A 26,040-nucleotide genomic window follows, 5' to 3' on the forward strand; every position below is an offset into this window, starting at 1 on the left:
TAACAATTGAAAGAGAGCCCCGCTAGAGACCCTCTTCAAAATTATCTTTTCTTATTTTTCCGCTTAGTGCTTTTATTCTTCGGTACATTGTCGTAAAACTTCTTTTTCTTCCTCGTACCTGAGCCTTGAGTAGAACCTTCAGACTTTTGACCACCGCGACCTTCTGTTTTATTGCGGCGCGGCTTTTTCGTGTCACTGCCTGTTTTAAATACTCTCGTGTTTTCTGGACGCTCGCGGCGAGTTCCTTTCATGCCGACGACTTCAAAATCAATCGAACGTTCGTCTTTATTAACCTTTACTACTCTAACGGTAATCTCATCACCAATTCGGAATACATTCCCTGTCCGCTCGCCGATCATCGCAAAATGGCGCTCATCAAAACGATAGTAATCATCGGTCAGGTAGCTGACATGAACGAGACCTTCAATGGTATTTGGAAGCTCAACAAACATTCCAAAATTGGTCACTGAGCTAATAATACCGTCATACTCTTCACCAATCTTGTCTTCCATGTATTCAGCTTTCTTAAGTTCATCCGTTTCACGTTCTGCATCAACTGCACGGCGCTCCATCTTAGATGAATGCTGAGCAATCTCAGGCAATCTGGCATTCCATTTTTCCCGTGTTGTCTCATCAAGCTTTCCTTCAATAAGATACGTCCGGATTAAGCGATGAACGATGGTATCAGGATATCGACGAATTGGTGAGGTGAAATGAGTATAAAACTCTGTTGATAATCCAAAGTGCCCTAGGCTTTCTGGGTCATATTTCGCCTGTTGCATAGAACGAAGCATAACAGTCGAAATAACCATCTCTTCCGGCTTTCCTTGAACTTCTTCAATAATTTCTTGAAGGGCCCTAGGATGAACATCATTGGCAGTTCCTTTGACAATGTATCCAAAATTAGTAATAAACTCAAAAAACCTTCTTAGTTTATCTTCTTTTGGATCTTCGTGAATACGGTAAATAAACGGTACTTCCATCCAGTGGAAATGCTCGGCAACGGTTTCGTTTGCAGCTAGCATAAACTCTTCGATTAATCTTTCTGCTACTGAACGTTCCCGAAGCACTACATCCAACGGTTTACTTTCTTCATCTACCAATACCTTTGATTCTTTAAAATCAAAGTCGATAGCCCCGCGCTTCATTCTCTTTTCACGCAAGATTTGTGCAAGCTCTTCCATTTGCTCAAACATCGGAACAAGAGACTCGTATCGACTCCGTGTTTCTTCATCTTTATCCACTAAAATTTTATTTACATCAAAATAGGTCATTCTTTCCGTCGTTTTAATCACGCTTTGAAAAATTTCATGATTTACAACTTGACCTTCATCGTTGATTTCCATATTACATGACAGTACTAAACGATCTACTTTTGGATTGAGCGAACAAATACCATTTGATAAACGATGTGGAATCATCGGAATAACCCTGTCTACTAAGTATACACTCGTTGCCCGTTCTTCGGCCTCAAGGTCAATAGGCGTTCCTTCTTTCACATAATAGCTAACATCCGCAATATGTACGCCAAGCTTATAATTGCCATTTTCAAGCTTCGTCACCGTAACCGCATCATCAAGATCCTTGGCGTCAGCTCCATCTATTGTAACAATGATTTCATACCGTAGATCGCGGCGGTTCGCCAGTTCACTTTCATCAATTGTATCAGGAGTCTCATTTGCCTGCTTTAAGACTTCATCAGGGAATGCCATCGGCAGACCATGTTTATGAATAACAGAGAGAATATCTACACCTGGGTCATTTTTATGGCCAAGGACCGTAATGACTTCACCTTCAGCACTTTTCCGGCCTTCTGGATAGGTGATTAATTTAACGACAACTTTATGACCTTCGACCGCACCCTTAGATGCTGATTTGGGGATGAAAATATCACTAGCAAACTTTTTATCATCAGGAATAACAAAACCAAAGCTTTTACTTTCTACATAGGTACCAACAATTTGTTGTACTCCACGCTCTAGAATGCGGATGACGCTGCCTTCTCGGCGCTGTCCCGAGCTTTCTGATGATATACGGGCAAGTACCGTATCTCCGTGCATCGCTGTATTCGTTTCATTTGGCGGAATGAAAATATCATCCATTCCTGGCTCATCAGGAATCACAAAGGCAAATCCTTTTGCGTGACCTGTTAGTTTCCCGCGAATTAAGTTCATTTTTTGCGGCAAGCCATAACGGTTGCTGCGAGTACGGACAACTAGTCCCTTTTCTTCCATTTGCACAAGTGCTTTGACAAATTCCTTAAAGTCGCTAGAATCAGAAATACCAAAGGCCTCTTCTAGTTCTTGAACAGTCAAAGGCTTGTAAGCCTCATCCTTCATATATTGTAATAGCTTGTCAACGTGCAGTTGAATATTATCTTCCAATAAAATCCCTCCTCAAAGGATTAATTCTTCCAATCTAATTTTTCTAAAAAGGCGTAAACATCTTCATGAAGCTGATCGCGTTCTTTATCTAACGTAATCACATGTCCTGATTCCTCATACCATTTGATTTCTTTCATGACGGACTCCACTTCATTGTAGATAATGTTTGCACTATCTGTGTTTATCATTTTGTCATGACGTGCTTGAACAACGAAGGTTGGCGCATAAATCATATCGACATGATTGCGGACATCAGCAATTAATTCTTGCAGAGCTTTTAAGGTATTCATCGGTGTTTTCGAAAACTCATTCATTTCTATTTCAATTTGTTCTTCGCTTTTTCCTTCTCGTTCCTTATACTCGCGTGCATACTCAAGAATTCCGTGATACATCACTTCTTCACTTTTTATATACATGGGTGCACACATTGGAAATACACCTTTTATAGGTACAGTGTAACCCAATTTCAAGGAAAATACGCCGCCAAGCGAAAGTCCACCAACTGCAATTTCTTCATATCCCTGATTTTTTAAAAAATTATAGCCATTTATAACGTCCTGCCACCAATCTTCAGGGCCAGTGTGCACTAACTCCTCTGGTGGGACACCGTGTCCTTTATAGTGCGGTGCATGACAGGTATATCCCCTTTTTTCTAAAAAGCGTCCCAACATCCGGACATCAGCCGAATTTCCTGTAAATCCGTGAAGTAAAAGAACGGCTCGTTTTCCACCTATAAAGGTAAAGGGCTTCGGTACAGCAATTTTCATAGTTAAAACTCCTTCAGTTCGATAAAGTCCATTATCTTAGTTTAAGCAAAGAATTGGGTAACATTCCAGAAATAAGCCTCTGATTTTGCGCATAAAAAAAACCTGACATTATAGCCAGGTTTTTGAGCACTCTTTATTAAACTTCGAAGTATGCAACCAATACCGCAAGGATAATGAAAAGAACGGCTAAAACGATGGTAATACGATGTAGAATTAAATCAAGTCCTCGTGCCTTTTGCTTACCAAATAATGTTTCAGCTCCACCTGAAATGGCGCCAGATAGTCCAGCACTTTTACCTGATTGCAATAAAACAACTAGAATAAGTCCAATACTAACGATTACTAATAATGTAACAACCAATGCATGCATGTAAGCCACCTCCTGTTAGTTCGTACATTTCACAGTATTTTTAATGTACCATATTATTGACCTTTTAACAATACTGGTGTTGTGTCAGCTTTTAGGAGATTCCGCGAGATGTAGGTCATTCTAAGCTAAAGCCTGGCTGGAGTTACCGTGTACCATTTTTTTTCATGCTTCGGTCACTCCAGTACCCCTGCATTGACCGATTACCCTTTTCTAACTATGTTTCGGTCACTCCAGATAAAAAGACACTCATTCGTCAATGAGTGCCTTAGAAAAAATGATTATTTTTTTAGGTTATAGAAAGATTTTAATCCGTTGTATTGTGCTGTTTCACCTAATTGGTCTTCAATGCGAAGCAATTGGTTGTACTTCGCTACACGGTCAGTACGTGAAGGAGCACCTGTTTTAATTTGACCAGCGTTTGTTGCCACAGCGATGTCAGCAATTGTGTTATCTTCTGTTTCACCAGAACGGTGAGAAATAACTGCTGTGTAACCAGCACGCTTCGCCATTTCAATCGCATCAAATGTTTCAGTTAATGTACCGATTTGGTTAACCTTGATTAGAATTGAGTTACCAATTCCTTTTTCAATACCTTCAGAAAGCTTCTTAGTATTTGTAACGAATAGGTCATCACCAACTAATTGAACTTTTTTACCAAGACGCTCAGTTAGAAGCTTGTGGCCTTCCCAATCGTTTTCATCTAAACCGTCTTCGATAGAGATGATTGGATATTTAGTAGCCATATCCTCGTACCAATCAACCATTTCTGCAGAAGTCTTAACGACGCCTTCACCTTTAAGGTGGTATTTTCCATCTTCTTTGTTATAAAACTCTGAAGATGCAGCATCCATTGCTAAGAATATTTCTTCACCAGGCTTGTAGCCAGCTTTTTCAATTGCTAGAACAATCGTTTGAAGTGCTTCTTCGTTAGATCCAAGGTTTGGAGCAAATCCACCTTCATCCCCAACAGCTGTGTTAAGTCCTTTTTCTTTAAGAACTGATTTTAAGCTGTGGAAAATTTCAGCACCCATACGGAGGGCTTCTCTGAAGTTTGGAGCTCCTACAGGCATTACCATGAATTCTTGAATATCAACGTTGTTATCCGCATGCTCTCCACCGTTTACGATGTTCATCATAGGAACAGGAAGCTGTTTCGCATTGAATCCGCCTAGGTATTGATATAAAGGAATATCTAAGTAGTTAGCTGCAGCATGCGCTACTGCCATAGAAACGCCAAGGATTGCATTCGCACCTAATTTACCTTTATTTTCAGTTCCATCAAGCTCGATTAATGCTTGGTCAACAGAAACTTGGTCTAGAACACTAAATTCCTCGCCAACAAGGTGTGGAGCAATAATTTCATTTACGTTGTCAACTGCTTTTAATACACCTTTACCAAGGTAACGCTCTTTATCTCCATCGCGAAGTTCTACTGCTTCGTATTCACCAGTAGATGCACCACTTGGAACTAAAGCACGGCCAAAAGCACCTGATTCAGTAAAAACTTCAACTTCAACTGTTGGGTTACCGCGGGAATCTAAAACTTCACGTGCATATACGTCTACAATAAATGGCATTTAATTTCTCTCCTTTTAATATAAAAATTATGATTTAATTAAAGTTTTTCCTGTCATTTCAGCAGGCTGCTGTACTCCAAGAAGGTCCAGAATCGTTGGAGCTAAATCTCCTAAGATACCGCCGTCCCGTAGCTCTACACCATTCTTTGTAACAATTACAGGAACAGGATTGGTTGTATGAGCGGTCATCGGATTACCTTCAGGCGTGATTACTTCATCTGCATTACCATGGTCAGCTGTAATGATAGCTGTACCACCTTGTTCAAGAATTAAGTCAACAATTTTCCCTAAGCATTCATCCACCGTTTCAATTGCCTTAACAGTTGGTTCAAGCATTCCAGAATGTCCAACCATATCTGGGTTTGCAAAATTCAAAAGAATCGCATCAAACTTATCATCTTGAATTTCCGCAAGAAGTGCATCTGTCACTTCATAGGCGCTCATTTCTGGCTGGAGATCATAGGTTGCAACCTTCGGTGAGTTGATTAAAATTCGTTCTTCACCTGGGAACTTATCTTCACGGCCGCCGCTCATAAAGAAAGTAACATGTGGATATTTTTCCGTTTCGGCAATTCTTAGCTGCTTTAATCCATTTTGCGCTAATACCTCTCCTAATGTGTTATCCAAGTTAGAAGGTTTAAACGCAACATATCCATTTACCGATTCACTGAAATGGGTTAAACATACGAAGAATAAATCTCTTGGATGCTTATCACCACGGTCAAAAGCACGGAAATCTTCGTTTGTAAATACGTTAGAAATTTGAATGGCACGATCAGGACGGAAATTATAGAAAATGACTGCATCATTGTCCTGAATGGTCGCAACCGGCTTCCCGTCTTCCTTAGTGATTACGGATGGAATGACGAATTCATCAAAAATTCCATGCTGGTAGGAATCCTCTACAACATCTAACGGATTTGTGTACGCAGGCCCGTCGCCATAAACCATGGAGCAGTATGACTTTTCGACACGCTCCCAGCGCTTGTCACGATCCATTGAATAATAGCGTCCAGAAATAGTAGCAAACTCACCAACGCCATACTCGTTCATTTTATCCAATGTCTGCTGAATATATGTTGCCGCTGTTTTCTGACCAACATCACGTCCATCAAGGAAGCCATGAATATAAACCTTTTCTACGCCTTCCTCTTTCGCCATCTTCAATAATGCAAACATATGGTTAATATGGCTGTGTACACCGCCATCCGATAATAAACCGAATAAGTGGAGGTTTGTTCCATTTTTCTTAACATGCTCCATCGCACTGCAGATGGTTTCATTTTTTTCAAATTCACCTTCACGAATGGCAATATTGACTCGAGTTAAGCTTTGGTATACAATTCGACCCGCTCCGATATTTAAATGACCCACTTCTGAGTTACCCATTTGTCCCTCTGGTAGCCCAACGGCCTCACCAGAAGCAGTTAAATGTGAGTGGGGGAAATGACTCCAATACCGATCAAAATTTGGTTTTTTTGCATGAAAAACTGCATTCCCTTTTTGTTCATCCCTGCATCCAAATCCATCTAGAATGATGAGGGCAACGGGAGACTTACTCATAGCTTCCTGCCTCCAATAGCTGCAAGAATGAGCGAGCTTCAAGGCTTGCTCCGCCTACAAGTGCACCATCGATATCTGGCTGTGCCATATATTCTTTAATATTTTCCGGTTTCACACTACCGCCATATTGAATTCTAACGGCATTAGCAACATCTTCACTGAACTGTTGGGCAACTACCTGACGAATATGTGCACATACATCATTCGCATCTTGTGAAGTAGATGATTTACCAGTTCCAATTGCCCAAATAGGTTCATAGGCAATAACGGTTTGTTTCACTTGGTCATCCGTTAAACCAGCCAGCGCTTTTTGAATTTGAGACCCTACAAAATCCATAGTTTCGCCATTTTCACGCTGTTCTAGTGTCTCACCACAGCAAACAATTGGTGTTAGGTTATATTTAAAGGCTGCAAGTGTCTTTAAGTTTACAGACTCATCACTTTCATTGAACATTTCTCTGCGCTCAGAATGCCCAATAATCACATATTGAACACCAATTTCAGAAAGAGGCTTCGGGCTGATTTCGCCGGTAAACGCTCCGCTTTCTTCAAAATGCATATTTTGAGCACCAATTTTCACTTCTGTGCCATCTGTAATTTCAACAAGATTTTGTAAAAATAATGCCGGAGCACAAATGACAGAATCGATTTTGTCTGCTTGAGGGACAAGGCCTTTTACTTCTTCCGTAAAGCTTTTTGCCTCAGCTAGTGTTTTATTCATTTTCCAGTTACCTGCAATAATCGGTTTACGCATTGGGGCACTTCCTTTCTTACTACAAGTTAAAAATATTATTTATCATTCAAAGCTACAACGCCTGGAAGCTCTTTGCCTTCCATGAATTCAAGTGAAGCGCCGCCGCCTGTTGAAATATGGCTCATTTTTTCTGCTAAATCGAATTTTTCTACTGCTGCTGCAGAGTCTCCGCCGCCAATTACTGAATATGTACCTTCTGCCTCAGCAAGTGCTTGTGCAACTGCTTTCGTTCCACCAGCAAACTTATCGATTTCAAACACACCCATAGGTCCATTCCAAATCACTAGTTTTGACTTTTGAATCACGTCACGGTAAATTTCAGCTGTTTTTGGTCCGATATCAAGAGCTTCCCAATCCGCAGGAATCTCATTAATCGCTACTACCTTCGTATTTGCATCAGCTGAGAAATCATCTGCTACAATTGCATCAACAGGCATATAGAAATTAACGCCTTTTTCCTTTGCTTTTTCAATAAAGGAATTCGCTAAATCGATTTTGTCAGCTTCGAGAAGGGATTTACCAATTTCATGGCCTTGCGCTTTAACAAATGTATAGGCGAGTCCACCGCCAATGATTAGGTTATCCACCTGTTCTAATAGGTTATCAATAACGCCAATCTTGTCTTTCACCTTTGCACCGCCAATAATCGCAGTAAACGGACGCTCAGGGTTTGACAAAGCTTTCCCTAGTACATCAAGTTCTTTTTCCATTAAAAGACCAGATACAGCAGGTAGATGGTGTGCAATACCTTCAGTTGAAGCGTGGGCTCTGTGTGCTGCACCAAATGCATCATTTACATAGACATCAGCAAGTTCTGCAAAGGATTTCGCCAGCTCAGAATCATTCTTTTCTTCACCTGGATAGAAACGAACGTTTTCAAGAAGAAGAACATCGCCTTCATTCATGGAGTCAATTAAAGATTTAACAGAATCACCATAGGCTTCATCTGCTTTTTGCACGTTCTTTCCAAGAAGCTCAGACAGTCTTACACCTACTGAAGTTAAGCGCATTTCTTCGACTACCTTACCCTTTGGACGTCCAAAATGACTAGCCAAAATAACTTTAGCACCCTGATCCATTAAGTATTGGATGGTAGGCAGTGCGGCGCGAATTCTTGTTTCATCGGTAATTTTCCCTTCTTGCATAGGAACGTTAAAATCAACTCGGCAGAAAACGCGTTTCCCTTTTACATCAACATCTTTTAATGTTTTCTTGTTCATGCGAAAAGCCTCCTTATGTATTGACAGCATATCCAACAAAAAAAGGGAAGGGGGAATGTTCCCCGCTCCCCTTTGAATACCTAAATCATTATAGCTTTTTGATGAAATATATTCCAATCTCAGCCAATTAAAGATTATAGACCTTTTTGAGCGATATATCCAATAAGGTCAACAACACGGCTTGAGTAACCAACTTCATTGTCATACCAAGATAAAACTTTTACCATATTGTCTTCAAGAACCATAGTTGATAATGAATCGATTGAAGAAGAAGCAGGGCTGCCATTATAGTCAGTAGAAACTAATGGAAGTTCGCTATAGTGTAAAATTCCTTTTAATGGACCTTCAGCTGCTGCTTTTAATGCTGCATTTACTTCTTCAGCTGTTACATTCTTCTCTAATTCAGCAACTAAATCTACGATAGAAACGTTAGGAGTTGGCACACGTACAGCCATACCATTTAATTTGCCTTTAAGTTCTGGAAGAACTAAAGAAACTGCTTTCGCTGCACCTGTTGAAGTTGGAATCATGTTTTCTGCAGCAGCACGCGCACGACGGTAGTCCTTGTGTGGTAAATCAAGGATTTGTTGGTCATTTGTATAAGAGTGGATAGTAGTCATCATTCCACGCTTAATTCCGAATTCATCATTTAAAACCTTCGCAAAAGGAGCTAGACAGTTAGTTGTACAAGATGCGTTTGATAGTACGTGGTGGTTAGCCGCATCGTATTTATCTTCATTAACACCCATAACAATTGTAATATCTTCGTTAGAAGCTGGAGCAGAAATAATAACTTTCTTCGCACCTGCTTCAAGGTGTTTCGCTGCATCTTCACGCTTTGTGAAACGTCCAGTTGATTCAACAACTACATCAACACCAAGATCTCCCCAGCCTAATTGAGCTGGATCGCGTTCAGCAAGTACTTTTACCTTTTGGTTGCCGACTACAAGGTATGAACCGTCAACTGTTACATCTTGTTGAAGAGTTCCATGGACTGTATCGTATTTTAAAAGATGCGCAAGCATATTTGCATCTGTTAAATCGTTAATTGCTACGATTTCCATCTCTGAATTATTTAATGCCGCACGAAAAACGTTACGGCCGATACGACCAAATCCATTAATACCAACTTTTACTGTCATTGTAATTTCCTCCTTGTATTGAAAAAAGGTTTTTTTATTTTAAAAAGGGATTAACCTTTTAATAACTTTCTTGCTGCACCTTCATCCGTGATTAATATCGTCGAGGATGGTGCTTTATTCATGTATGCTTTTATTGCTTTTGCCTTTGATGCTCCGCCTGCAACAGCAATCACATTTGGAATCTGTGCTAGGTCTTCTAGTTGAAGTCCAATCGTTAAAACCTTATGGACAATTTCACCTATTTCGTTAAAATAATAGCCGAATGCTTCCCCTACTGCCTCTTGATTCTCTAGCTTTTGCTTAACCTCAGGCTTTGACTTTCTTCTTTCAGCCATTGTGATAGCGTCCCCTATACCGTGAAGAACCATGCTTGCGGATTTAATTAAATTTAACACTTCATGGATTTCCGGTTCTTTAATCAGGGATTCATAAATTTCGGTACTAACTTGGTCAGGAACATAGAATACACGATGTTTGGACCCTGTATTCTTTGACATAATCGAGCTAATCGTATTTGCCTGGTTTTGAACATCCTCACCTATGCCGCCACGAGCAGGAACAAAAAGAAGATCCTTTTTACCAAGCTCTGGTGTAAGTACATTTGCGACAGCTGCCATAGTTGAGCCGCCAGTTACAGCGATAATATTTTTCCCTGATAAGTTATTTTTAATGCAAATCGCACTGGCCTTACCGAGGTCATCCTTCACCATTAAGGACTCATCACTGTTACCTGGAACAATCACTACCTTACGAATTTTAAGGCGGTGCTTCAACTCCAGTTCCATTACATCAATACCGATTAATTCGCGTATCATTTCCTCTAAGTCTTCTAGCAAATTTTTCCCTTCAGGAGTCAAATTCATTCCAATATTGTTAATGGAAACGAGATTTTGTTCCTTTAGAAAATCTACTTCACTGCGAAGGACTCGTTCAGTATAACCAAGATTGTTAGCTAGACTTCTTCTTCCAACGGGCTGCATAAAACCAATATGTCTAAGGATAGAATACCGTTTATGTAGCACTTGAAGGAGATCAGGTAATAATCTTTTTTGGATATCGATGAGTGATTGCATAACATCTTGCTCCTTTATTATATGTAACTGGTCATAAAATGTCCACCCTAGACAAATTATGTCCCACATCATCGAAAAAAAATCACCCCTGCTAACAAATTTCATTCTAACAGGAGTGAAAACCTATTTCAACTTAAAAGTTTTTTGATTTTTCTTGTAAACGGTTACTTATGTCGATTTTGTTAATAATTCCGAAGGCAACTTCTTCTCCATTAATATGAACAACGGGAATCATGATTCCATAAGCCTCCGTTAATTCATCGCTTTCATCAATATTAATTTCTTCTAATGTAAAATTCCACTCTTCCTTTAAATCAAGAATTATTTTTTTTGCTTTCTCACAAAGTGGACAGCCTTTTCGTGTATAAAAAGTAATTACTGTTTGCTGCATTGTTCAATTCCTTTCAATCAAACCTTTTTCTTTTCGATGAGGAGTAAATTCCCAACTGATCTCGATACTTCGCAATGGTTCGCCTTGAAACCACGATTCCTTGGGTACTCTTTAGTCTTTCCACTATTTCTTGATCGGATAATGGCCTCTGTTTGTTTTCTTTTTCAATCATGGCGGCTATAGCGTCTTTCACCTGGCTAGAGGAAGTATTTTCGTTTGAAACCGTTTGAATGGTACTTGTAAAAAAGGACTTCAACGAAAAGGTGCCAGCTGGGGTCTGAACGTATTTACCTTTTACTGCTCGGCTTACAGTTGATTCATGAATATCCAGCTCTACTGCGATTTCCTTCATGGTCATCGGAACAAGATATTCCCGCCCTTTTTGAAAAAAAAGATTCTGCTTTTCGACCATTACCCCTGCCACTCTTGTTAAGGTTTCTTTTCGCTGCTCTATGCTTTTTAGAATCCACTGATAATCCTGTAGCTTTTCCTGTAAAAATCGGCCAACCTGTGAATCCCCGGTTGCATTAAACTTTTGGTAATAGTGATCGTTAAAGCTAACTTTAGGGATGATGTCATCACATAGTCGTACGGAAAACTTATTGCCAACCCTTTCAATAATAACATCCGGGATAATATAGGATGCATTTTCCTGGTCTAAAAGTGCGCCAGGCCTTGGATTCAACTGCTGTATAGTATCAAATACTTCTTGTATCTTTTGTAAGGAGGTTTCTAATTCTTTTGCAATTTGCTTCCATTTCTTTTCTGCAAACAGTACGAAGTAGTCCGTTAGAATTCTTAGCGCTAAATCATCTTTTAGGTTTTCGCGTTCGACCTGGATTATCAAGCATTCCTGAAGGTCTCTGGCCCCGATTCCAGCAGGCTCTAAAGCCTGTATCACAATAATGCTCTCCTCCACCAGTTCCAGATTGACACCTAATTGATGGGCAATTTCCTCTGGTTCAGAGGTTAAGTATCCGTTTACATCAAGATTCTGAATCAAATGTCTAATTATTTTTAATTGAATACTAGAGTATTTATGAAGATTGAGCTGATTTAGCAAATGTTCTTCAATGGAGGATGACTTCGCTGCAATTTGTTCAATCCACTCGTTCTCAGTATTTCTTGTTTGTTTCCGCCGATTGCGGTCTATTAATGGGTTGATAGGCTGAATGTTGTTATTCTCAACTTGGAGAAGGGGATTTTCAAGCGCCTTGTTTTCTAAAAAAGAAGAAAGCTCCTGGGCTGAATATTGTAAAAGTGCAATTGCTTGGGTCAATTCCTGTGTCATTGCCAATTTCAACGTTTGTTGCTGCCATAAACCTGCTTTTAAGTCCATTTCCTAACCCCCCTTTTTCTATTTTACAGGATAATAGAGTATTGGTGAATGGAAAAAATCTGGATGAATTTACTTTTTGGGGTTATTCCTACATTTAAGGACAATAAAAATCAAAAAGGCCTTCATGTAGACAAGCCTTTTCTCCTCATTTTATATTTTCAAGTTCTCTTCGATTCGGTGCCATAGGAGGCTGCTGAGACCATCCACGCTCAACCAATAAATTAAACCCTTTACCAGCATAAATCAAAATTTCTGCTATGAATTTTTGATAATTAGCAACCAAATCTGTTCGCATGGAAACGGAAATCGCATGGCCAAGTAATGTTATATCAATGCTATTTAATGAGTGAAATAAATTAACAATAAGTTTATTCGAAAAAGGAAGTACAGTTGAATCGGTTACTTCCATGGAGGTTGAAGTATTGCCAAGAAGTTGTTCCTTTACTAAAATCTCCTGAAATACCCTAATTTGCTTTTCAGAAATTTCCTTTCCCTCTTTAATAAATTCTTTTATTTCTTTGTCATCAACAACTTGGAGTAACGCCGTACATAGAAGCATAGAAAAATAATTACGTTCAATATTAAAAAAGATTTCTGCTATTTCAATTGCATTTAATGGTCTTTTCTTAATCATCCCGTTTAGATAGGAAAGTTTCTCAATGTATTCTACCTGTTTTGGATAGGGAATCATTGGAGATCGGTCGTATACACCCTTTGACAGCATGAGTTCTGTAGATGCTTTATATAATAGGGATGCTTCATTCAAGGTAGTTAGGTGAAAATTCAGTACATCTTCTCTGGCAGCATTCGCAGTCAAAAAACCTGCGTTAATCATTCCCAGCCTGTTCATCATATAAACAAAGGTCAGTCCGAACATATCATAGAACAAAGGCGGCGCCGAATAATTAATATCCTTATCTGTAAATGAATCTGGAATGGGGATATTCTCTTTTGTAAAAATAGCAGATATTTGTTGAATATGACCTTCAGCATTCTTAAGTGCTTTATCCAGAAGAGGTTTAATTTCTTCATCTTGATTGTGATGAAGAAAGTACTTTACTAAACAAATCGTCATACTATCTTGTATAAAGGCTGCCCACAAACTCCCAATCTCCGCACTAGATAACCTAATACTGTGCTTAACCATCAATGAAAGCCTCCTTTTTCAGTTCTATTTGAAAGTTTCCCTTAAGGGGAGGTGCTTTATTCATGGTTAAATCCACAACTCAATACGAAAAAAAGCCTCTACACTATTAAAGCGTAGAAACTCTGTTTGATTTAACACGCTCGGAGGGAATCGAACCCCCATTTTAAGAACCGGAATCTTACGTGCTATCCGTTGCACCACGAGCGCTAAATTGACGACTTACATATTATATGCCAATTTGCGAAACTTTGCAAGTCTGATAGGTTTAAAAATGCCCTCATTGGTTATGATGGATTAGTGAAGATTGTCGAACAAATATAAAGGCGAATTGTTTGACCTTAATTGACCATCAGTGTATCATTAACTATACATATTAAAACTTTTCATACTTAAAGGAGGAAGAAAAATGAACTTGATTCCTACAGTTATTGAACAAACAAACCGCGGAGAGAGAGCATACGATATCTATTCTCGTCTCTTAAAAGACCGTATTATCATGCTTGGCAGTGGTATTGATGATCATGTAGCGAACAGCATTGTTGCACAATTATTATTCCTAGAAGCGGAAAATCCTGAAAAGGATATCTCCATTTACATTAACAGCCCTGGCGGTAGTATTACAGCTGGGATGGCCATCTACGATACAATGCAGTTCATTAAGCCAGATGTACAAACGATTTGTATCGGTATGGCAGCTTCAATGGGTGCCTTCTTACTTGCAGCTGGTACAAAGGGTAAACGTTATGCGTTACCAAATGCCGAAGTAATGATTCACCAGCCATTAGGCGGAGCACAAGGTCAAGCGACTGAGATTGAAATTGCCGCTAAGCGTATTCTATTCCTTCGTGAAAAATTGAATGGAATCCTATCAGAGCGCACTGGCCAGCCTCTAGAAGTCATCCAAAAAGACACTGACCGCGATAACTTCATGACAGCTGAAAGAGCAAAAGAATATGGCCTAGTTGACCATATTATCACAAGAAGCCTTGCAGAAGAAAAGAAAGAAAAATAAAAGGGAGCAGCCGGTGATACATCCGGCTGCTTTTTATTGGACTAGAAAAAAAGAGTTTGACCAATTTTTGGTCAAACTCTTTTTTTAATTTTCATTTTGAACAAAATTAGACAATGCATCCACTGCTCTTTCTTCATCATCACCATCTGCAACGATATTAACTACAACTCCTGAGCCGACAGCCAAGCTCATCAAGCCCATTATGCTTTTTGCATTTACTCTTTTACCATCTTTCTCTAAAAAAATATCAGCTGAATATCGGTTTGCCTCCTGAACAAATAATGCTGCAGGTCGTGCTTGAAGACCCGTTTTCAATTTAACTTCTACTTGTTTCTCTACCATTACAAAATCCTCCTCATAATTTTCCTCTATTTTCTTGTAGCCATTTCACCTATGCGCAATTTATCAGCGATTTCATCAATTTTTCTTAACCGATGATTAATTCCCGATTTACTAATTGTACCACCAGCAACCATCTCCCCTAGCTCTTTCAGGGTCACATCTGTGTAATGGAGACGGAGTTCAGCAATTTCTCTTAACTTATCTGGCAATATATTTAACCCGACGGTTTCATTAATATAGCGAATGTTTTCAACCTGACGAATGGAAGCGCCTATCGTCTTATTTAAGTTCGCTGTTTCACAATTAACCAGTCGATTAACCGAATTTCGCATATCCCTTACAATCCGCACATCTTCAAAGCGTAGAAGAGCATTGACTGCACCGACAATATTTAAGAACTCGGTAATTTTTTCTGCTTCTTTTAAGTAAGTAATATAGCCTTTTTTTCGTTCTAGCGTTTTGCTATTAAGCCCAAATTTATTCATTAACTCGCATAAGGAAGCATTATGTTCCTTATATAGCGAAGCAATTTCCAAATGATAAGATGAAGTTTCCGGATTATTAACGGAGCCTCCAGCAAGGAATGCACCACGTAAATAAGAACGTTTACAGCATTTCTTTTTCACAAGCTCACTCGATATATCGTGGATGAAGGTAAATCCGTCACCTAGGATTTTCATATCCTCCAATATTTCCTTAGCCCGTTGTGATAAACGGACAATGTAAACATTATTCTTTTTTAATCTCATTTTCTTTCGAACAAGCAGTTCTACTGGAACATCATAGCTCTTTTTAATTAATGTATAAATCCTTCTAGCAATCGCTGCATTTTCAGTTTGAATATCTACAATTAACTTACGATTGGAAAACGACATAGAGCCATTCATCCGTATGAGAGCAGAGAGTTCAGCGCGAATACAGCATGGCTTTATTTCCAAATTTGTTAATTCCTTTTTCGTTTCCGAAGCGAAAGACATCCCTTCACCCCCTTTTATCCGGGTTTTTAAGCCGGATACTATTATTACGCTTCATATCTCTTTTTAGTTTCACTTAATAGCAAATTATATAAAATTTTTGCCACCTTTTTCGGATCATGTCTTAGTGCACCATTTTCCTGGATCGCAATGTCTGCATGAACCACTTCAAGTCCAAGCTCAAAAATACGGTCCAAATCATAATTGACAGGATTCGCCAGCTCCTCGTTATAGCGAAGTTGTATATCTTCAGGAATTTCTTTGTCATTAATTAGAATGAAATCCATAAATGCACAGGCCATATGATCATAAATGGCCTTTACATGATCACTCGCAGTGAACCCGTGTGTTTCGCCCGCTTGTGTCATCAAATTGCATATATACACTTTTTTTGCATATGACCTGCAAATCTCTTCACCTAACCTTGGTACAAGTAAATTAGGCAAGATACTCGTATATAAACTGCCTGGTCCTATAATAATTAAATCCGCTTGTCTAATGGCTTGAATCGATTCTGGCAGTGGCGTAATTACCTCAGGTGTTAGAAAAACCTTTTTTATTTTTTTGCCAGAATAGGGAATTTTCGATTCTCCTGATACGACTGTCCCATCCTCCATTTCTGCATGAAGAACAACACTCTGATTTGCTGCAGGCAGGACCTTCCCCCTGACATTTAATACCTTACTCATTTCTTGAATTGCGTGAACAAAGTTTCCGGTAATCGATGTCATTGCCGCCAAAATCAAATTACCAAGTGAATGTCCCGATAATTCATTGGAGGTCTTAAAGCGGTGTTGAAACATCTCTTCGACAAGCGGTTCAACATCCGATAAAGCAGCTAACACATTTCGGATATCCCCAGGCGGTGGAATTTGCAGGTCATCACGAAGCCTTCCTGAACTTCCGCCATCATCCGCAACCGTCACAATGGCGGTAATATCAACTGGAAATTGTTTTAATCCCCGTAATAATACAGGCAATCCTGTTCCACCGCCAACGATGACGATTCTTGGCTGTCCTAACTCGCTCATGTCGTTTGATCCTTTCTCCTCTCAATGTCACGATGTGAAACAAGTGTCTTATAGTCACTTTCAAAATGTTTTGCAAGATATTCCGCTAGCGTAACGGAGCGGTGCTGTCCGCCGGTACAGCCTATTGCGATTACAAGCTGCGCTTTTCCTTCCCGCTTATAGTGGGGAAGCATAAAGCTGAGTAAATCTGTAACCTTCTCTAAGAATTTATGCGTTTCATTCCATTTTAAAACGTAACTAGAAACATCCTCGTCTAAACCTGTTTTAGGTCTCATGTGATCAATATAATGAGGATTAGGCAGGAAACGTACATCAAAAACAAGATCGGCGTCGATTGGAATTCCATGCTTAAATCCAAATGACATGACATTGACAGTAAAAATTGATTGGTTATTCGAAGTAAATTCAGTAATAATCTTTTCACGTAATTCACGTGGTTTCATTTGCGATGTGTTATAAATAAGCTGTGCCCTGCCCTTTAATTCATCAAGAAGCTCCCTCTCCAATTTGATTCCTTCTAACGGTAAACCAGATTGTGCAAGCGGATGGAATCTTCTTGTTTCCTTATACCTTCGAACTAAAGTAGCATCATCTGCATCTAAGAACAAGATTTGCGGGCTTACCCATGAGGTTTCTGCAAGTTCATCGAGTGCTTTAAATAAATGATCAAAGAACTCTCTTCCTCTTAAATCCATAACCAATGCCACTTTATTCATTTTATTCCCAGATTCCTTCATAAGTTCAAGAAATTTTGGAAGTAGAGTCGGTGGCAGATTGTCCACGCAGAAAAAGCCTAAATCCTCTAAACTTTGGATAGCAACTGTTTTTCCAGCTCCAGACATCCCCGTAATGATGACCATTTGCGTTTCATTTGTAGCTCCGGTACTCATTCACTATTCCCCCTTCAAAGCTTAACTTGGATCTAATCGATAGCTGATTAGTTGAAAATCTTTTGTATAAGTAAAAGTACCGTAAATAATTCCATTCCCATGAATCATGTAATCGATAATGTGATAGTCTCCTGCCGCCATTGGCAGGTTTTTTAGTTGATCAAGCTGCTGCCATTCAAGCTTCCCTTCCTCTGACTCATCCACCTGCATTCCATCAGAATCGGTTGCAAAAAAAGTAAACATCATCCATTCAGATAGCACTTGATCATTTTCTTTCATTATGAACGTAAAAATACCCTTCAATTGGGGATTTTTTAAGTAGATTCCAGTTTCCTCCCGGTACTCACGAATACAGGAGTCACGAACAGATTCACCAGGTTCCATTTTGCCGCCTGGTGCCACCCACCAGCCTCGGCGCGGTTTTTTCAACATCAATACTTGATTATCTCTAATTAACACACAATTGGTGACTCGCTGCACAACACTCACCCTTTATATAGTACATGCTCAGTAATATTGTAAAATGCGCATATTTATTCCTCTTATTATACTCCTTTTGGTAAGCGGTCACAATGAAATCAGATTTCTTAATTTTGTTAAAAATATGTAAAAAAATAGCACAGGCTTTAAAAGCCTGTGCACCAAGTGAATATTTTAAAGGGGGTCAATTCTTACTTACATTCTACCTTATTAATATTTCACCATTGTTACAACAGAATTAAAACAGGATTACGTTTTATAAAGAATTGTAAATTACTGCTTTATTTTCAACTCTTCTTTGAGTTCTTCTACAAAGTGCTGGGCACTTTGTGCGGCAATACTGCCATCACCCGTTGCAGTAACAATTTGTCTTAGTGTTTTCTCACGGATATCTCCTGCCGCAAAAATCCCAGCTACTTTTGTTTCCATACGTTCATTTGTTTCGATATAGCCATTTTCATTGGTGATACCAAGGTTCGAAAATGGTTTTGAAAGAGGGATCATTCCGATATAAATAAACACACCATCTGCAGGAAGCTCCTGCTCCTCACCATTTTGAGTGGAAACAAGGGTTACACTGCCCACTTTTCCATCCTTATCATTAATCGACTTAATGGTATGATTCCAAATGAAATCAATTTTTTCATTTGCAAAGGCACGGTCTTGAAGAATCTTTTGAGCACGGAGTTCGTCACGTCGATGGACAATCGTTACTTTAGAAGCGAATCGTGTTAAATAAACACCTTCTTCAACAGCTGAGTCCCCTCCACCGATGACATACAATTCTTTTTGCTTAAAAAAGGCTCCGTCACAAACCGCACAATAGGATACACCGCGTCCGCTTAGCTCCTTCTCCCCTGGAACTCCTACCTTTTTGTATTCAGCACCAGCTGAAATAATTACAGAATAAGCTTTATATTGCTTTGAACCTGCAACAACCGTTTTGGTGTCACCATTGTCGATAATTTCTTTAATATCGCCATAAGCATATTCTGCACCAAACTTTTTTGCATGCTCAAACATTTTTGTGGACAAGTCTGGTCCCAGGATACTTTCAAAACCCGGATAGTTTTCAACATCCTCTGTGTTGGCCATTTGACCACCTGGCATACCGCGTTCAATCATAAGTGTAGAAAGATTTGCACGAGATGTATAAACAGCAGCTGTCATCCCAGCAGGACCAGCACCAGCAATAATCACATCATAAATTTTTTCCTCAGACATCAGGTTCAACCTCCATATATAAAAAAATACGATTAAGTATAGTATTACCTACTTAATCGTATAAAACAATTGGATTGAAGTCCATTAATCTGCTTAATTCAGGTGTTGAGTCACGATCTTAACATATTTCCCAATGGTTGCAGGTGAGATATCATAGCGTTTGGCAATTTCTTGCTGTGACACCTTTTCATTGCTTTTCTTATACCAGACATATTCCATTGCTCCGGCCCATGCACGTTTGTTATTCAAGTTAATCTGTGACTTGGTAATTTCTACAAACACAGAAAACCACATTAAATATAATCCTGACTCAATGGTTCCGATTGGCTGATGTTTTTCATACAGGACCTCAGCAATTTCCTGTGCGTCCTTTATGAAGGAAGGCGTTCCTGACCTTACCAAAGAAACATAATTTTTTTCCATAATGGTAAGCTTCTGATTTTGGTAAAAACGTTTAGAAGTGAAGATTTCTTCTGTTTTTCCTGATACCGAAGCTAAAAATATAGCAAATAAACGTTCTTCAATATAATCACTTTCTAATTTTTGAAAAATAGACCCAGCATGATCCTCAAAGCCATTCGCAACCGGTCTTTCCACATTCCAAGGCTCGAATCCTTCTTTATCAGGGTTATGTTCAAGAGCTACTTTCCAAATACTTCGTGCGAAATTCTCGTGATTTGTATAATAAGCGGAATACGAAAGCCAATAATAAAAAGGACCGTCACCTTCAAAACCGTTTTTATATAGCTTTTTTAGCCAAAAATACGCAGACTCATATTCACCAATTAAGGCAAAGGTTGCCCCCAATTTAAATTGATGGTCAATCATCATCGGCTGAATTTTCCTTAAGGAATCCATTAAGCGTGTGACAGCTTTTGTCTTTCCTTGATAATGGGCAAAAACAAGTCGATTGCACAAGGCATGCAGATTTCCTGGATTTCTTTCCAATACATCGTCGAGAATAGATTCTGCTTTTTTGGTTTTCCCTAAATAAAAATAGGCGAGAGCTAAGTTGTTATAGGCAGACCAATATTCTGGGTATGCTTCAACGACATCCTTTAAGAGCTCAATCGCTTTCGGAAAATATCCAGACTCCAGTAAATCACGGGCCTGCTCCTGCTTAATAATCAGATCGTCTTGTTCATAAAGTTCATCTTCTAAGCCCTCCGCCTCAAATGATAGGAGCTCGAGAAGGTCTTCTGTATCTTCACTAAAATCACCATTTGGGTCTAATTCCAAATACATATTGGCATGGTGATACGCATCTTTAAAGAAACCTATATGGGCATAATTATTTGCTAAAAAATAGTGACATTCAGCCATTTCTTCATCAAGATCTTCAAGGATTAAATGCAAGAGTCGATTAGAATTTTCAAACTCACCAAGTTCGGTTGATACTATGGCAAGCTGACAGGTTATCATCGGTTCACCCGGCTCCAGCTGCATCGCCCGTTGAAGATATTTCTTTGCTTTTTTAAAATCACGGCGATGGTATGCTTTAATACCCTTCGTGAAATAATATTCCCCATTCGGAACAAATGACAGAATCTTTCCCTTTTGAATTCTTGCTTTCGAGTCTTTAACCATGGAGACCTCCATCTATACACAATAAACTAACTTATGTAGTATACCACAACCAAAGCCCGTACGAGAAGGGATTGAATTGTTTGGAGCATATTGGAAGATTCTCCAAATATACAAAAACACGCTGCATAACAGCGTGTTTTTGTATATTTGGTGCCTGTCACCATTGTTATCGCTTATGTCTTTCCTCTAGCGTCTTCAATACTTCTGTAAACGGCAGTTCCTGTTCTACTAATAGTACTTGCAGGTGGTAGAGAAGGTCGGCGGCTTCCCATTTTAGTTCTTCTTTGTCGCGGTTTTTGGCTGCGATGATGACTTCGGAGGCTTCTTCTCCGACCTTTTTCAAGATTTTATCGACACCTTTTTCGAAAAGGTATGTGGTATATGCCCCTTCTGGACGCTCTTTTTCTCGTTCGATAATCAGTCTCTCTAAAGATTGTAAGATTTGATAGTCCGCTAGGCTGGAAGACGCCCTTTCCGAAACAACGCCTTCAGTAAAACAGCTAACAGCTCCTGTATGACAGGCAGGACCTTTTGGCTCTACAAGTACAAGAACAGTATCTTGGTCGCAGTCGTATTTCACACTTACGACAGACTGCGTATTCCCGCTTGTCGCTCCTTTATGCCAAAGCTCTTGACGAGAGCGGCTGAAGAACCATGTTTCCCCTGTTTCTAGTGTTTTTGTAAGTGATTCCTGATTCATATAAGCTAATGTTAATACTTCTTTCGTATCGGCATCCTGTACGATGGCAGGTACCAATCCTTTTTCATCAAAACGAATATTCACCTGACACTCACTCCCTTCTCTAGCAAATAGCTTTTCACTTCATGAACTGAGGTTTCTTTATAATGAAAAATCGAAGCAGCAAGGGCTGCGTCTGCTTTCCCTTTTACAAAAGCCTCTTCAAAATGTCTGGCGTTTCCAGCACCGCCAGAAGCAATCACCGGAATCGTCACAGCTTCACTCACTGCCTTTGTCAGCTTGAGATCAAAGCCATTTTTCTCACCATCGCAATCCATACTAGTCAGTAATATTTCACCCGCACCTAGTTTAGCCGCTTCTTTTGCCCATTCAATTACTCTACGGTCCGTTGGTTTACGGCCTCCATGTGTATACACACGCCATGTTCCGAGCTCTTCATCATACTTTGCGTCAATAGCAACCACAATACATTGTGTTCCAAAGAAGCCAGCTCCTTCAGAAATTAATTCAGGATTCAATACAGCGGCCGTATTTAATGACACCTTATCAGCACCCGCACGGAGAATCCTTTTCATGTCCTCTAAAGAATTAATTCCGCCGCCCACTGTAAAAGGAATCGCAAGCTCAGAAGCAACAGACTTAACTACTTCGACCATGGTTTTTCGTCCTTCTACAGAAGCTGATATATCAAGGAAAACAAGCTCATCTGCTCCTTGCTCATCATAAAATCTTGCTAATTCAACAGGATCGCCAGCATCCCGAAGCTGAACAAATTGAATACCCTTGACAACTCTTCCTTCTTTTACATCAAGGCAAGGAATGATTCGTTTAGTTAATGTCATTTTCTCACCCCGCCAATTGCAAGTGCTTCCTTTAATGTGAATCGGTTTTCATAAAGGGCCTTCCCAACAATTGCCCCTTTCACACCCTCCGCATGAAGAGCACTCAAATCAGCTAAACTGCTCACGCCGCCAGAGGCTATCACTGTTTTTCCAGTAACCTCTGCCATTTCACAAACAGCAGTAATATTAGGGCCCGAAAGCGTACCATCCGTTGCAATGTCTGTAAAAATAAATGTCCCCGCACCCGCATCAGCAAAGCGTTTACTTAGGTCTATGGCTTTTACTTCCGAAGTAGTCAGCCATCCGTGTGTTGCCACATAACCATTCTTAGCATCGATACCAACAACAATCTGTTCACCGTACTTCTTAATCATCTCAATCGCAAATTCAGGATTAGAAACAGCAATACTCCCAATGATAACACGAGTGATGCCATTTTCTAAATAATGAAGGATGTCTTCTTCAGAGCGTATCCCCCCGCCAATTTGGACTTTTACCTTTAACTGCTGGGCTGCTTCAATGACGAAGCGATCATTAATCCGTTTGCCATCCTTTGCTCCGTCGAGGTCAACCATATGTATCCAATCTGCACCATCTGCTGCAAACGTCCGAGCCATATCAAAAGGTGAATCGCCATAAATCGTTTCCTTATCATAATCACCTTGGAGAAGGCGCACGCAATTCCCGCCGCGCATATCAATCGCTGGATAAATCGTGAGTGTCATCGTACCGCCTTCCTTTCTTCAACTAATTTCAAAAAGTTATTCAGCAGGGCCATTCCAAGCTTACTGCTTTTTTCAGGATGAAATTGCATTCCGAATATATTATCCTTACCAACAACTGCAGATACTTCTTCATGGTAATTAGCTTTTGCCAGCAGCACCTCTGAATTTTCTGCACTTACATAGTACGAATGAACAAAATATACATAATCCTCTTCTAAACCCTTCAAAAGTGGAGAAGATTGAACGAATTCAAGTTTGTTCCAGCCCATATGCGGGACCTTGTATGTTTCACCCGCCGGGGTTTTGCCAGAAAAACGGCGTACACTTCCAGGCAATAACCCAAGCCCTTCCGTCAAACCATTCTCATCGCTATCCTCAAACAAAAGCTGCATGCCAAGGCAAATTCCAAGTAAAGGTTTCCCTGTGGCAGCAAACTTCTTAATGGTTTCTACCTGCAAAACTTCCATTGCATCTCGGAATGAACCAACACCAGGGAGCAATAACGCATCAGCACCTAGTAGCTCCTCATTGTCTCCTGATATAAAATAATCGGCATTCAATCGCTCAAGTGCCTTACTGACACTAAAGAGATTGCCCATGCCATAATCGACAATTCCTATCATTTATAACATCCCTTTCGTCGACGGAACTCCTTTGATGCGAGGGTCAATGGTTGTTGCTTCGTCAAGTGCCCGGCCAAGGGCTTTAAAAACAGCCTCAATCATATGGTGAGTATTGTGTCCGTAATGCACAATTACATGAAGGTTCATCCTCGCCTCAAGAGCAAGCTTCCATAAAAATTCATGAACGAGTTCCGTGTCAAATGTACCAACCTTTGAACTAGGAAACTCCGCTCGCATTTCAAGGTGCGGGCGGTTACTAAGATCAACCACAACCTGGGCTAATGCTTCATCCATTGGGACGAAGGCATTTCCATAACGTTTAATTCCCCTTTTGTCACCAAGAGCTTCGCGTAATGCCTGTCCAATACAAATGCCAATATCCTCTGTTGTATGATGATCATCTACTTCTATGTCACCTTTTGCGTCAACAGAAAGGTTAAATTGTCCGTGTTTCGTGAATAAATCAAGCATATGGCTAAAGAATGGAACTCCTGTTTCCAGTTCGGATTTTCCTTCGCCATCAATGTTTAATGATAAGCTGATTTGGGTTTCATTTGTAATTCGTTCAACGCTTGCGTATCTTTCCATGGAAGGGCCCCCTAGCAAATAATTATTGATTTTTAAGTCTCAACTCTACTGCACGTGCATGGGCCTCAAGACCTTCCATGCGCGCAAATTTTGCGATTTTCTCTCCATTATCTCTTAACGCTTTTTCACTATATATAATGACACTTGATTTCTTTTGAAAATCATCCACATTCAACGGACTTGAAAATCTAGCTGTCCCATTGGTTGGCAGTACATGGTTTGGTCCTGCAAAATAGTCACCTACTGGTTCTGAACTATAGCGGCCAATAAAAATAGCACCTGCATGTCGAATTTTCCCAAGCAGCTCCATTCCATTTTCGGTCAGGATTTCAAGATGTTCTGGTGCTAGCTGATTCACCGTTTCAACGGCTTCCTCAATCGATGAAGTCACATAGATGACACCAAAATCCGCAATCGACTTCGAGGCTATGTCCTTACGCGGCAGTAAAGCCAGTTGTTTTTCCACCTCGACTGCCACTGCCTCTGCTAAAACCATAGAAGGAGTAACAAGGACGCTGCATGCACGTGGGTCATGTTCTGCCTGAGATAACAAATCAGCAGCCACTTCATCCGCCCGTGCAGAATCATCAGCGATAATCGCTATTTCACTTGGACCTGCGATCATATCGATATCAACATCACCGAAAACCTCGCGCTTCGCCAACGCAACGTAGATATTACCTGGTCCTGTAATTTTATCAACAGGGGGAATTGATTCAGTTCCATACGCTAATGCACCAATGGCCTGAGCCCCGCCGACTTTATAAATTTCTTCCACTCCCGCTTCCTTCGCTGCAACGAGCACAGCTGCTGGAAGTTTCCCTTCGCGCTCAGGAGGTGAGACCATCACGATTCTCTTCACTCCTGCTACTTTTGCAGGAATGACATTCATAAGGACAGAGGAAGGATAGGCCGCCGTTCCCCCTGGTACGTATACTCCAACAGAGTCAAGAGGGGTGATTTTTTGGCCAAGTATACTGCCGTTTTCTTCAGTCGTCATCCATGAAGGACGCAATTGTTTTTCATGGAAGCTTCTAATATTTTTAGCAGCCTCTCTTACAATCGAAATAAAATCAGAATCTACTTGACCATATGCCTCATTTATTTCATTTTCAGTAACAATAAAGGATTCTAATCTGACCCGGTCAAATTTTTCTGTGTAAAACCGTAATGCTTCATCACCGGTAGAACGAATGTCCGAAATGATTTTTTTCACTACAGCTACCTGCTCCGTTGTTCCCGACTCAATGGACCGTTTAATGGAAACAAGGTCATTTACATTCACTATTTTCATC

At 40.0% G+C, this 26,040-nt stretch carries 26 protein-coding genes and 1 tRNA gene; 1 reads left to right on the top strand and 26 read right to left on the bottom strand.

Translation table 11 applies throughout. The annotated features are described in order from the left end of the window. Window positions 1-41: 41 nt before the first annotated feature. The 13 genes from rnr to M3189_RS10225 form a co-directional block, all read right to left on the bottom strand. On the bottom strand, window positions 42-2,384 hold the full coding sequence (gene rnr / locus M3189_RS10165) for a ribonuclease R (RefSeq protein ID WP_251633835.1): 2,343 nt from the start codon (window positions 2,382-2,384) through the stop codon (window positions 42-44). Between the two features lie 20 nt (window positions 2,385-2,404). Then, window positions 2,405-3,151 carry an alpha/beta hydrolase gene (locus M3189_RS10170; protein ID WP_251633837.1) on the bottom strand — a complete coding sequence of 249 codons (747 nt, stop codon included), beginning with the start codon at window positions 3,149-3,151 and terminating at the stop codon, window positions 2,405-2,407. 136 nt (window positions 3,152-3,287) lie between these two features. Next, window positions 3,288-3,521 carry a preprotein translocase subunit SecG gene (secG, locus tag M3189_RS10175; protein WP_095246682.1) on the bottom strand — a complete coding sequence of 78 codons (234 nt, stop codon included), beginning with the start codon at window positions 3,519-3,521 and terminating at the stop codon, window positions 3,288-3,290. 278 nt (window positions 3,522-3,799) lie between these two features. After that, entirely contained in the window at window positions 3,800-5,098 is a 1,299-nt protein-coding gene (gene eno / locus M3189_RS10180; protein ID WP_251633842.1) for a phosphopyruvate hydratase, read from the bottom strand. Window positions 5,099-5,125: 27 nt separating this feature from the next. Further along, a complete protein-coding gene (gene gpmI, locus M3189_RS10185) occupies window positions 5,126-6,661 on the bottom strand; it encodes a 2,3-bisphosphoglycerate-independent phosphoglycerate mutase (RefSeq protein WP_251633843.1) in 1,536 nt (511 codons plus the stop codon). Next, on the bottom strand, window positions 6,654-7,415 hold the full coding sequence (gene tpiA, locus M3189_RS10190; protein ID WP_251633844.1) for a triose-phosphate isomerase: 762 nt from the start codon (window positions 7,413-7,415) through the stop codon (window positions 6,654-6,656). Before tpiA ends, gpmI begins: the two co-directional genes overlap by 8 nt. Before the next feature lie 35 nt (window positions 7,416-7,450). Then, entirely contained in the window at window positions 7,451-8,635 is a 1,185-nt protein-coding gene (locus M3189_RS10195) for a phosphoglycerate kinase (protein ID WP_251633845.1), read from the bottom strand. A gap of 134 nt (window positions 8,636-8,769) precedes the next feature. Beyond that, window positions 8,770-9,777, bottom strand: a complete 1,008-nt coding sequence (gene gap, locus M3189_RS10200; RefSeq protein WP_251633846.1) for a type I glyceraldehyde-3-phosphate dehydrogenase — start codon at window positions 9,775-9,777, stop codon at window positions 8,770-8,772. 50 nt (window positions 9,778-9,827) lie between these two features. Further along, the gene (locus tag M3189_RS10205; RefSeq protein ID WP_251633847.1) at window positions 9,828-10,850 is read right to left on the bottom strand and encodes a sugar-binding transcriptional regulator; all 1,023 of its coding nucleotides are present in this window, start codon (window positions 10,848-10,850) and stop codon (window positions 9,828-9,830) included. A 133-nt stretch (window positions 10,851-10,983) separates the two neighbouring features. Next, complete coding sequence (locus M3189_RS10210) at window positions 10,984-11,241, bottom strand: glutaredoxin family protein (protein ID WP_251633849.1); 258 nt, start codon at window positions 11,239-11,241, stop codon at window positions 10,984-10,986. A gap of 13 nt (window positions 11,242-11,254) precedes the next feature. Next, window positions 11,255-12,580 carry an RNA polymerase factor sigma-54 gene (gene rpoN / locus M3189_RS10215; protein ID WP_251633850.1) on the bottom strand — a complete coding sequence of 442 codons (1,326 nt, stop codon included), beginning with the start codon at window positions 12,578-12,580 and terminating at the stop codon, window positions 11,255-11,257. Between the two features lie 145 nt (window positions 12,581-12,725). After that, window positions 12,726-13,727, bottom strand: a complete 1,002-nt coding sequence (locus tag M3189_RS10220; RefSeq protein WP_251633852.1) for a DUF3231 family protein — start codon at window positions 13,725-13,727, stop codon at window positions 12,726-12,728. A 135-nt stretch (window positions 13,728-13,862) separates the two neighbouring features. After that, window positions 13,863-13,934: transfer RNA gene (locus tag M3189_RS10225), tRNA-Arg, on the bottom strand. Window positions 13,935-14,133: 199 nt separating this feature from the next. Here M3189_RS10225 and clpP point away from each other — a divergent pair. After that, window positions 14,134-14,739 carry an ATP-dependent Clp endopeptidase proteolytic subunit ClpP gene (clpP, locus tag M3189_RS10230; RefSeq protein ID WP_179156507.1) on the top strand — a complete coding sequence of 202 codons (606 nt, stop codon included), beginning with the start codon at window positions 14,134-14,136 and terminating at the stop codon, window positions 14,737-14,739. A gap of 84 nt (window positions 14,740-14,823) precedes the next feature. Here the strand turns inward: clpP and M3189_RS10235 are convergent, their stop codons facing one another. The 13 genes from M3189_RS10235 to hisD all read right to left on the bottom strand — a co-directional run bounded on the left by M3189_RS10235 (window position 14,824) and on the right by hisD (window position 26,039). After that, entirely contained in the window at window positions 14,824-15,081 is a 258-nt protein-coding gene (locus tag M3189_RS10235; RefSeq protein ID WP_251633854.1) for an HPr family phosphocarrier protein, read from the bottom strand. Between the two features lie 26 nt (window positions 15,082-15,107). After that, a complete protein-coding gene (gene whiA, locus M3189_RS10240) occupies window positions 15,108-16,058 on the bottom strand; it encodes a DNA-binding protein WhiA (RefSeq protein ID WP_251633855.1) in 951 nt (316 codons plus the stop codon). A gap of 44 nt (window positions 16,059-16,102) precedes the next feature. Then, on the bottom strand, window positions 16,103-17,086 hold the full coding sequence (locus tag M3189_RS10245) for a gluconeogenesis factor YvcK family protein (RefSeq protein WP_251633857.1): 984 nt from the start codon (window positions 17,084-17,086) through the stop codon (window positions 16,103-16,105). Then, window positions 17,083-17,976, bottom strand: coding sequence for an RNase adapter RapZ (gene rapZ, locus M3189_RS10250; RefSeq protein ID WP_251633859.1), 894 nt, complete (start codon window positions 17,974-17,976; stop codon window positions 17,083-17,085). The genes M3189_RS10245 and rapZ overlap by 4 nt, the downstream gene beginning before the upstream one ends. A 21-nt stretch (window positions 17,977-17,997) precedes the next feature. After that, window positions 17,998-18,456, bottom strand: coding sequence for an NUDIX hydrolase (locus M3189_RS10255; protein ID WP_251633861.1), 459 nt, complete (start codon window positions 18,454-18,456; stop codon window positions 17,998-18,000). 273 nt (window positions 18,457-18,729) lie between these two features. Beyond that, the gene (gene trxB, locus M3189_RS10260) at window positions 18,730-19,680 is read right to left on the bottom strand and encodes a thioredoxin-disulfide reductase (protein ID WP_251633862.1); all 951 of its coding nucleotides are present in this window, start codon (window positions 19,678-19,680) and stop codon (window positions 18,730-18,732) included. Window positions 19,681-19,773: 93 nt separating this feature from the next. After that, window positions 19,774-21,267, bottom strand: coding sequence for a tetratricopeptide repeat protein (locus M3189_RS10265; protein ID WP_251633864.1), 1,494 nt, complete (start codon window positions 21,265-21,267; stop codon window positions 19,774-19,776). Window positions 21,268-21,433: 166 nt separating this feature from the next. Continuing rightward, window positions 21,434-22,051 carry a bifunctional phosphoribosyl-AMP cyclohydrolase/phosphoribosyl-ATP diphosphatase HisIE gene (gene hisIE, locus M3189_RS10270; protein ID WP_251633866.1) on the bottom strand — a complete coding sequence of 206 codons (618 nt, stop codon included), beginning with the start codon at window positions 22,049-22,051 and terminating at the stop codon, window positions 21,434-21,436. Next, window positions 22,048-22,809: an imidazole glycerol phosphate synthase subunit HisF gene (hisF, locus tag M3189_RS10275; protein WP_251633868.1), complete on the bottom strand. Its 762-nt coding sequence runs from the start codon at window positions 22,807-22,809 to the stop codon at window positions 22,048-22,050. The genes hisIE and hisF overlap by 4 nt, the downstream gene beginning before the upstream one ends. Then, complete coding sequence (gene hisA, locus M3189_RS10280; RefSeq protein WP_251633870.1) at window positions 22,806-23,534, bottom strand: 1-(5-phosphoribosyl)-5-[(5-phosphoribosylamino)methylideneamino]imidazole-4-carboxamide isomerase; 729 nt, start codon at window positions 23,532-23,534, stop codon at window positions 22,806-22,808. Before hisA ends, hisF begins: the two co-directional genes overlap by 4 nt. Continuing rightward, window positions 23,531-24,157 (bottom strand): imidazole glycerol phosphate synthase subunit HisH, encoded by a 627-nt coding sequence (gene hisH, locus M3189_RS10285; RefSeq protein ID WP_251633872.1) that lies wholly within the window; start codon window positions 24,155-24,157, stop codon window positions 23,531-23,533. The genes hisA and hisH overlap by 4 nt, the downstream gene beginning before the upstream one ends. Further along, on the bottom strand, window positions 24,158-24,745 hold the full coding sequence (gene hisB / locus M3189_RS10290) for an imidazoleglycerol-phosphate dehydratase HisB (protein WP_251633874.1): 588 nt from the start codon (window positions 24,743-24,745) through the stop codon (window positions 24,158-24,160). Between the two features lie 22 nt (window positions 24,746-24,767). Further along, window positions 24,768-26,039, bottom strand: coding sequence for a histidinol dehydrogenase (gene hisD / locus M3189_RS10295; RefSeq protein WP_251633875.1), 1,272 nt, complete (start codon window positions 26,037-26,039; stop codon window positions 24,768-24,770). Window position 26,040: the final 1 nt, after the last annotated feature.

It is taken from the genome of Neobacillus niacini, from assembly GCF_023715415.1.
GTDB classification, from domain to species: Bacteria; Bacillota; Bacilli; order Bacillales; family Cytobacillaceae; genus Neobacillus; species Neobacillus niacini_C.

Bases quoted from the DNA above. Each gene is read 5' to 3' on its own strand.
- M3189_RS10170 (WP_251633837.1), bottom strand. From the start codon at position 3,151: ATGAAAATTGCTGTACCGAAGCCCTTTACCTTTATAGGTGGAAAACGA.
- secG (WP_095246682.1), bottom strand. From the start codon at position 3,521: ATGCATGCATTGGTTGTTACATTATTAGTAATCGTTAGTATTGGACTT.
- eno (WP_251633842.1), bottom strand. From the start codon at position 5,098: ATGCCATTTATTGTAGACGTATATGCACGTGAAGTTTTAGATTCCCGC.
- gpmI (WP_251633843.1), bottom strand. From the start codon at position 6,661: ATGAGTAAGTCTCCCGTTGCCCTCATCATTCTAGATGGATTTGGATGC.
- tpiA (WP_251633844.1), bottom strand. From the start codon at position 7,415: ATGCGTAAACCGATTATTGCAGGTAACTGGAAAATGAATAAAACACTA.
- M3189_RS10195 (WP_251633845.1), bottom strand. From the start codon at position 8,635: ATGAACAAGAAAACATTAAAAGATGTTGATGTAAAAGGGAAACGCGTT.
- gap (WP_251633846.1), bottom strand. From the start codon at position 9,777: ATGACAGTAAAAGTTGGTATTAATGGATTTGGTCGTATCGGCCGTAAC.
- M3189_RS10205 (WP_251633847.1), bottom strand. From the start codon at position 10,850: ATGCAATCACTCATCGATATCCAAAAAAGATTATTACCTGATCTCCTT.
- M3189_RS10210 (WP_251633849.1), bottom strand. From the start codon at position 11,241: ATGCAGCAAACAGTAATTACTTTTTATACACGAAAAGGCTGTCCACTT.
- rpoN (WP_251633850.1), bottom strand. From the start codon at position 12,580: ATGGACTTAAAAGCAGGTTTATGGCAGCAACAAACGTTGAAATTGGCA.
- M3189_RS10220 (WP_251633852.1), bottom strand. From the start codon at position 13,727: ATGGTTAAGCACAGTATTAGGTTATCTAGTGCGGAGATTGGGAGTTTG.
- clpP (WP_179156507.1), top strand. From the start codon at position 14,134: ATGAACTTGATTCCTACAGTTATTGAACAAACAAACCGCGGAGAGAGA.
- M3189_RS10235 (WP_251633854.1), bottom strand. From the start codon at position 15,081: ATGGTAGAGAAACAAGTAGAAGTTAAATTGAAAACGGGTCTTCAAGCA.
- whiA (WP_251633855.1), bottom strand. From the start codon at position 16,058: ATGTCTTTCGCTTCGGAAACGAAAAAGGAATTAACAAATTTGGAAATA.
- M3189_RS10245 (WP_251633857.1), bottom strand. From the start codon at position 17,086: ATGAGCGAGTTAGGACAGCCAAGAATCGTCATCGTTGGCGGTGGAACA.
- rapZ (WP_251633859.1), bottom strand. From the start codon at position 17,976: ATGAGTACCGGAGCTACAAATGAAACGCAAATGGTCATCATTACGGGG.
- trxB (WP_251633862.1), bottom strand. From the start codon at position 19,680: ATGTCTGAGGAAAAAATTTATGATGTGATTATTGCTGGTGCTGGTCCT.
- M3189_RS10265 (WP_251633864.1), bottom strand. From the start codon at position 21,267: ATGGTTAAAGACTCGAAAGCAAGAATTCAAAAGGGAAAGATTCTGTCA.
- hisF (WP_251633868.1), bottom strand. From the start codon at position 22,809: ATGACATTAACTAAACGAATCATTCCTTGCCTTGATGTAAAAGAAGGA.
- hisA (WP_251633870.1), bottom strand. From the start codon at position 23,534: ATGACACTCACGATTTATCCAGCGATTGATATGCGCGGCGGGAATTGC.
- hisH (WP_251633872.1), bottom strand. From the start codon at position 24,157: ATGATAGGAATTGTCGATTATGGCATGGGCAATCTCTTTAGTGTCAGT.
- hisB (WP_251633874.1), bottom strand. From the start codon at position 24,745: ATGGAAAGATACGCAAGCGTTGAACGAATTACAAATGAAACCCAAATC.
- hisD (WP_251633875.1), bottom strand. From the start codon at position 26,039: ATGAAAATAGTGAATGTAAATGACCTTGTTTCCATTAAACGGTCCATT.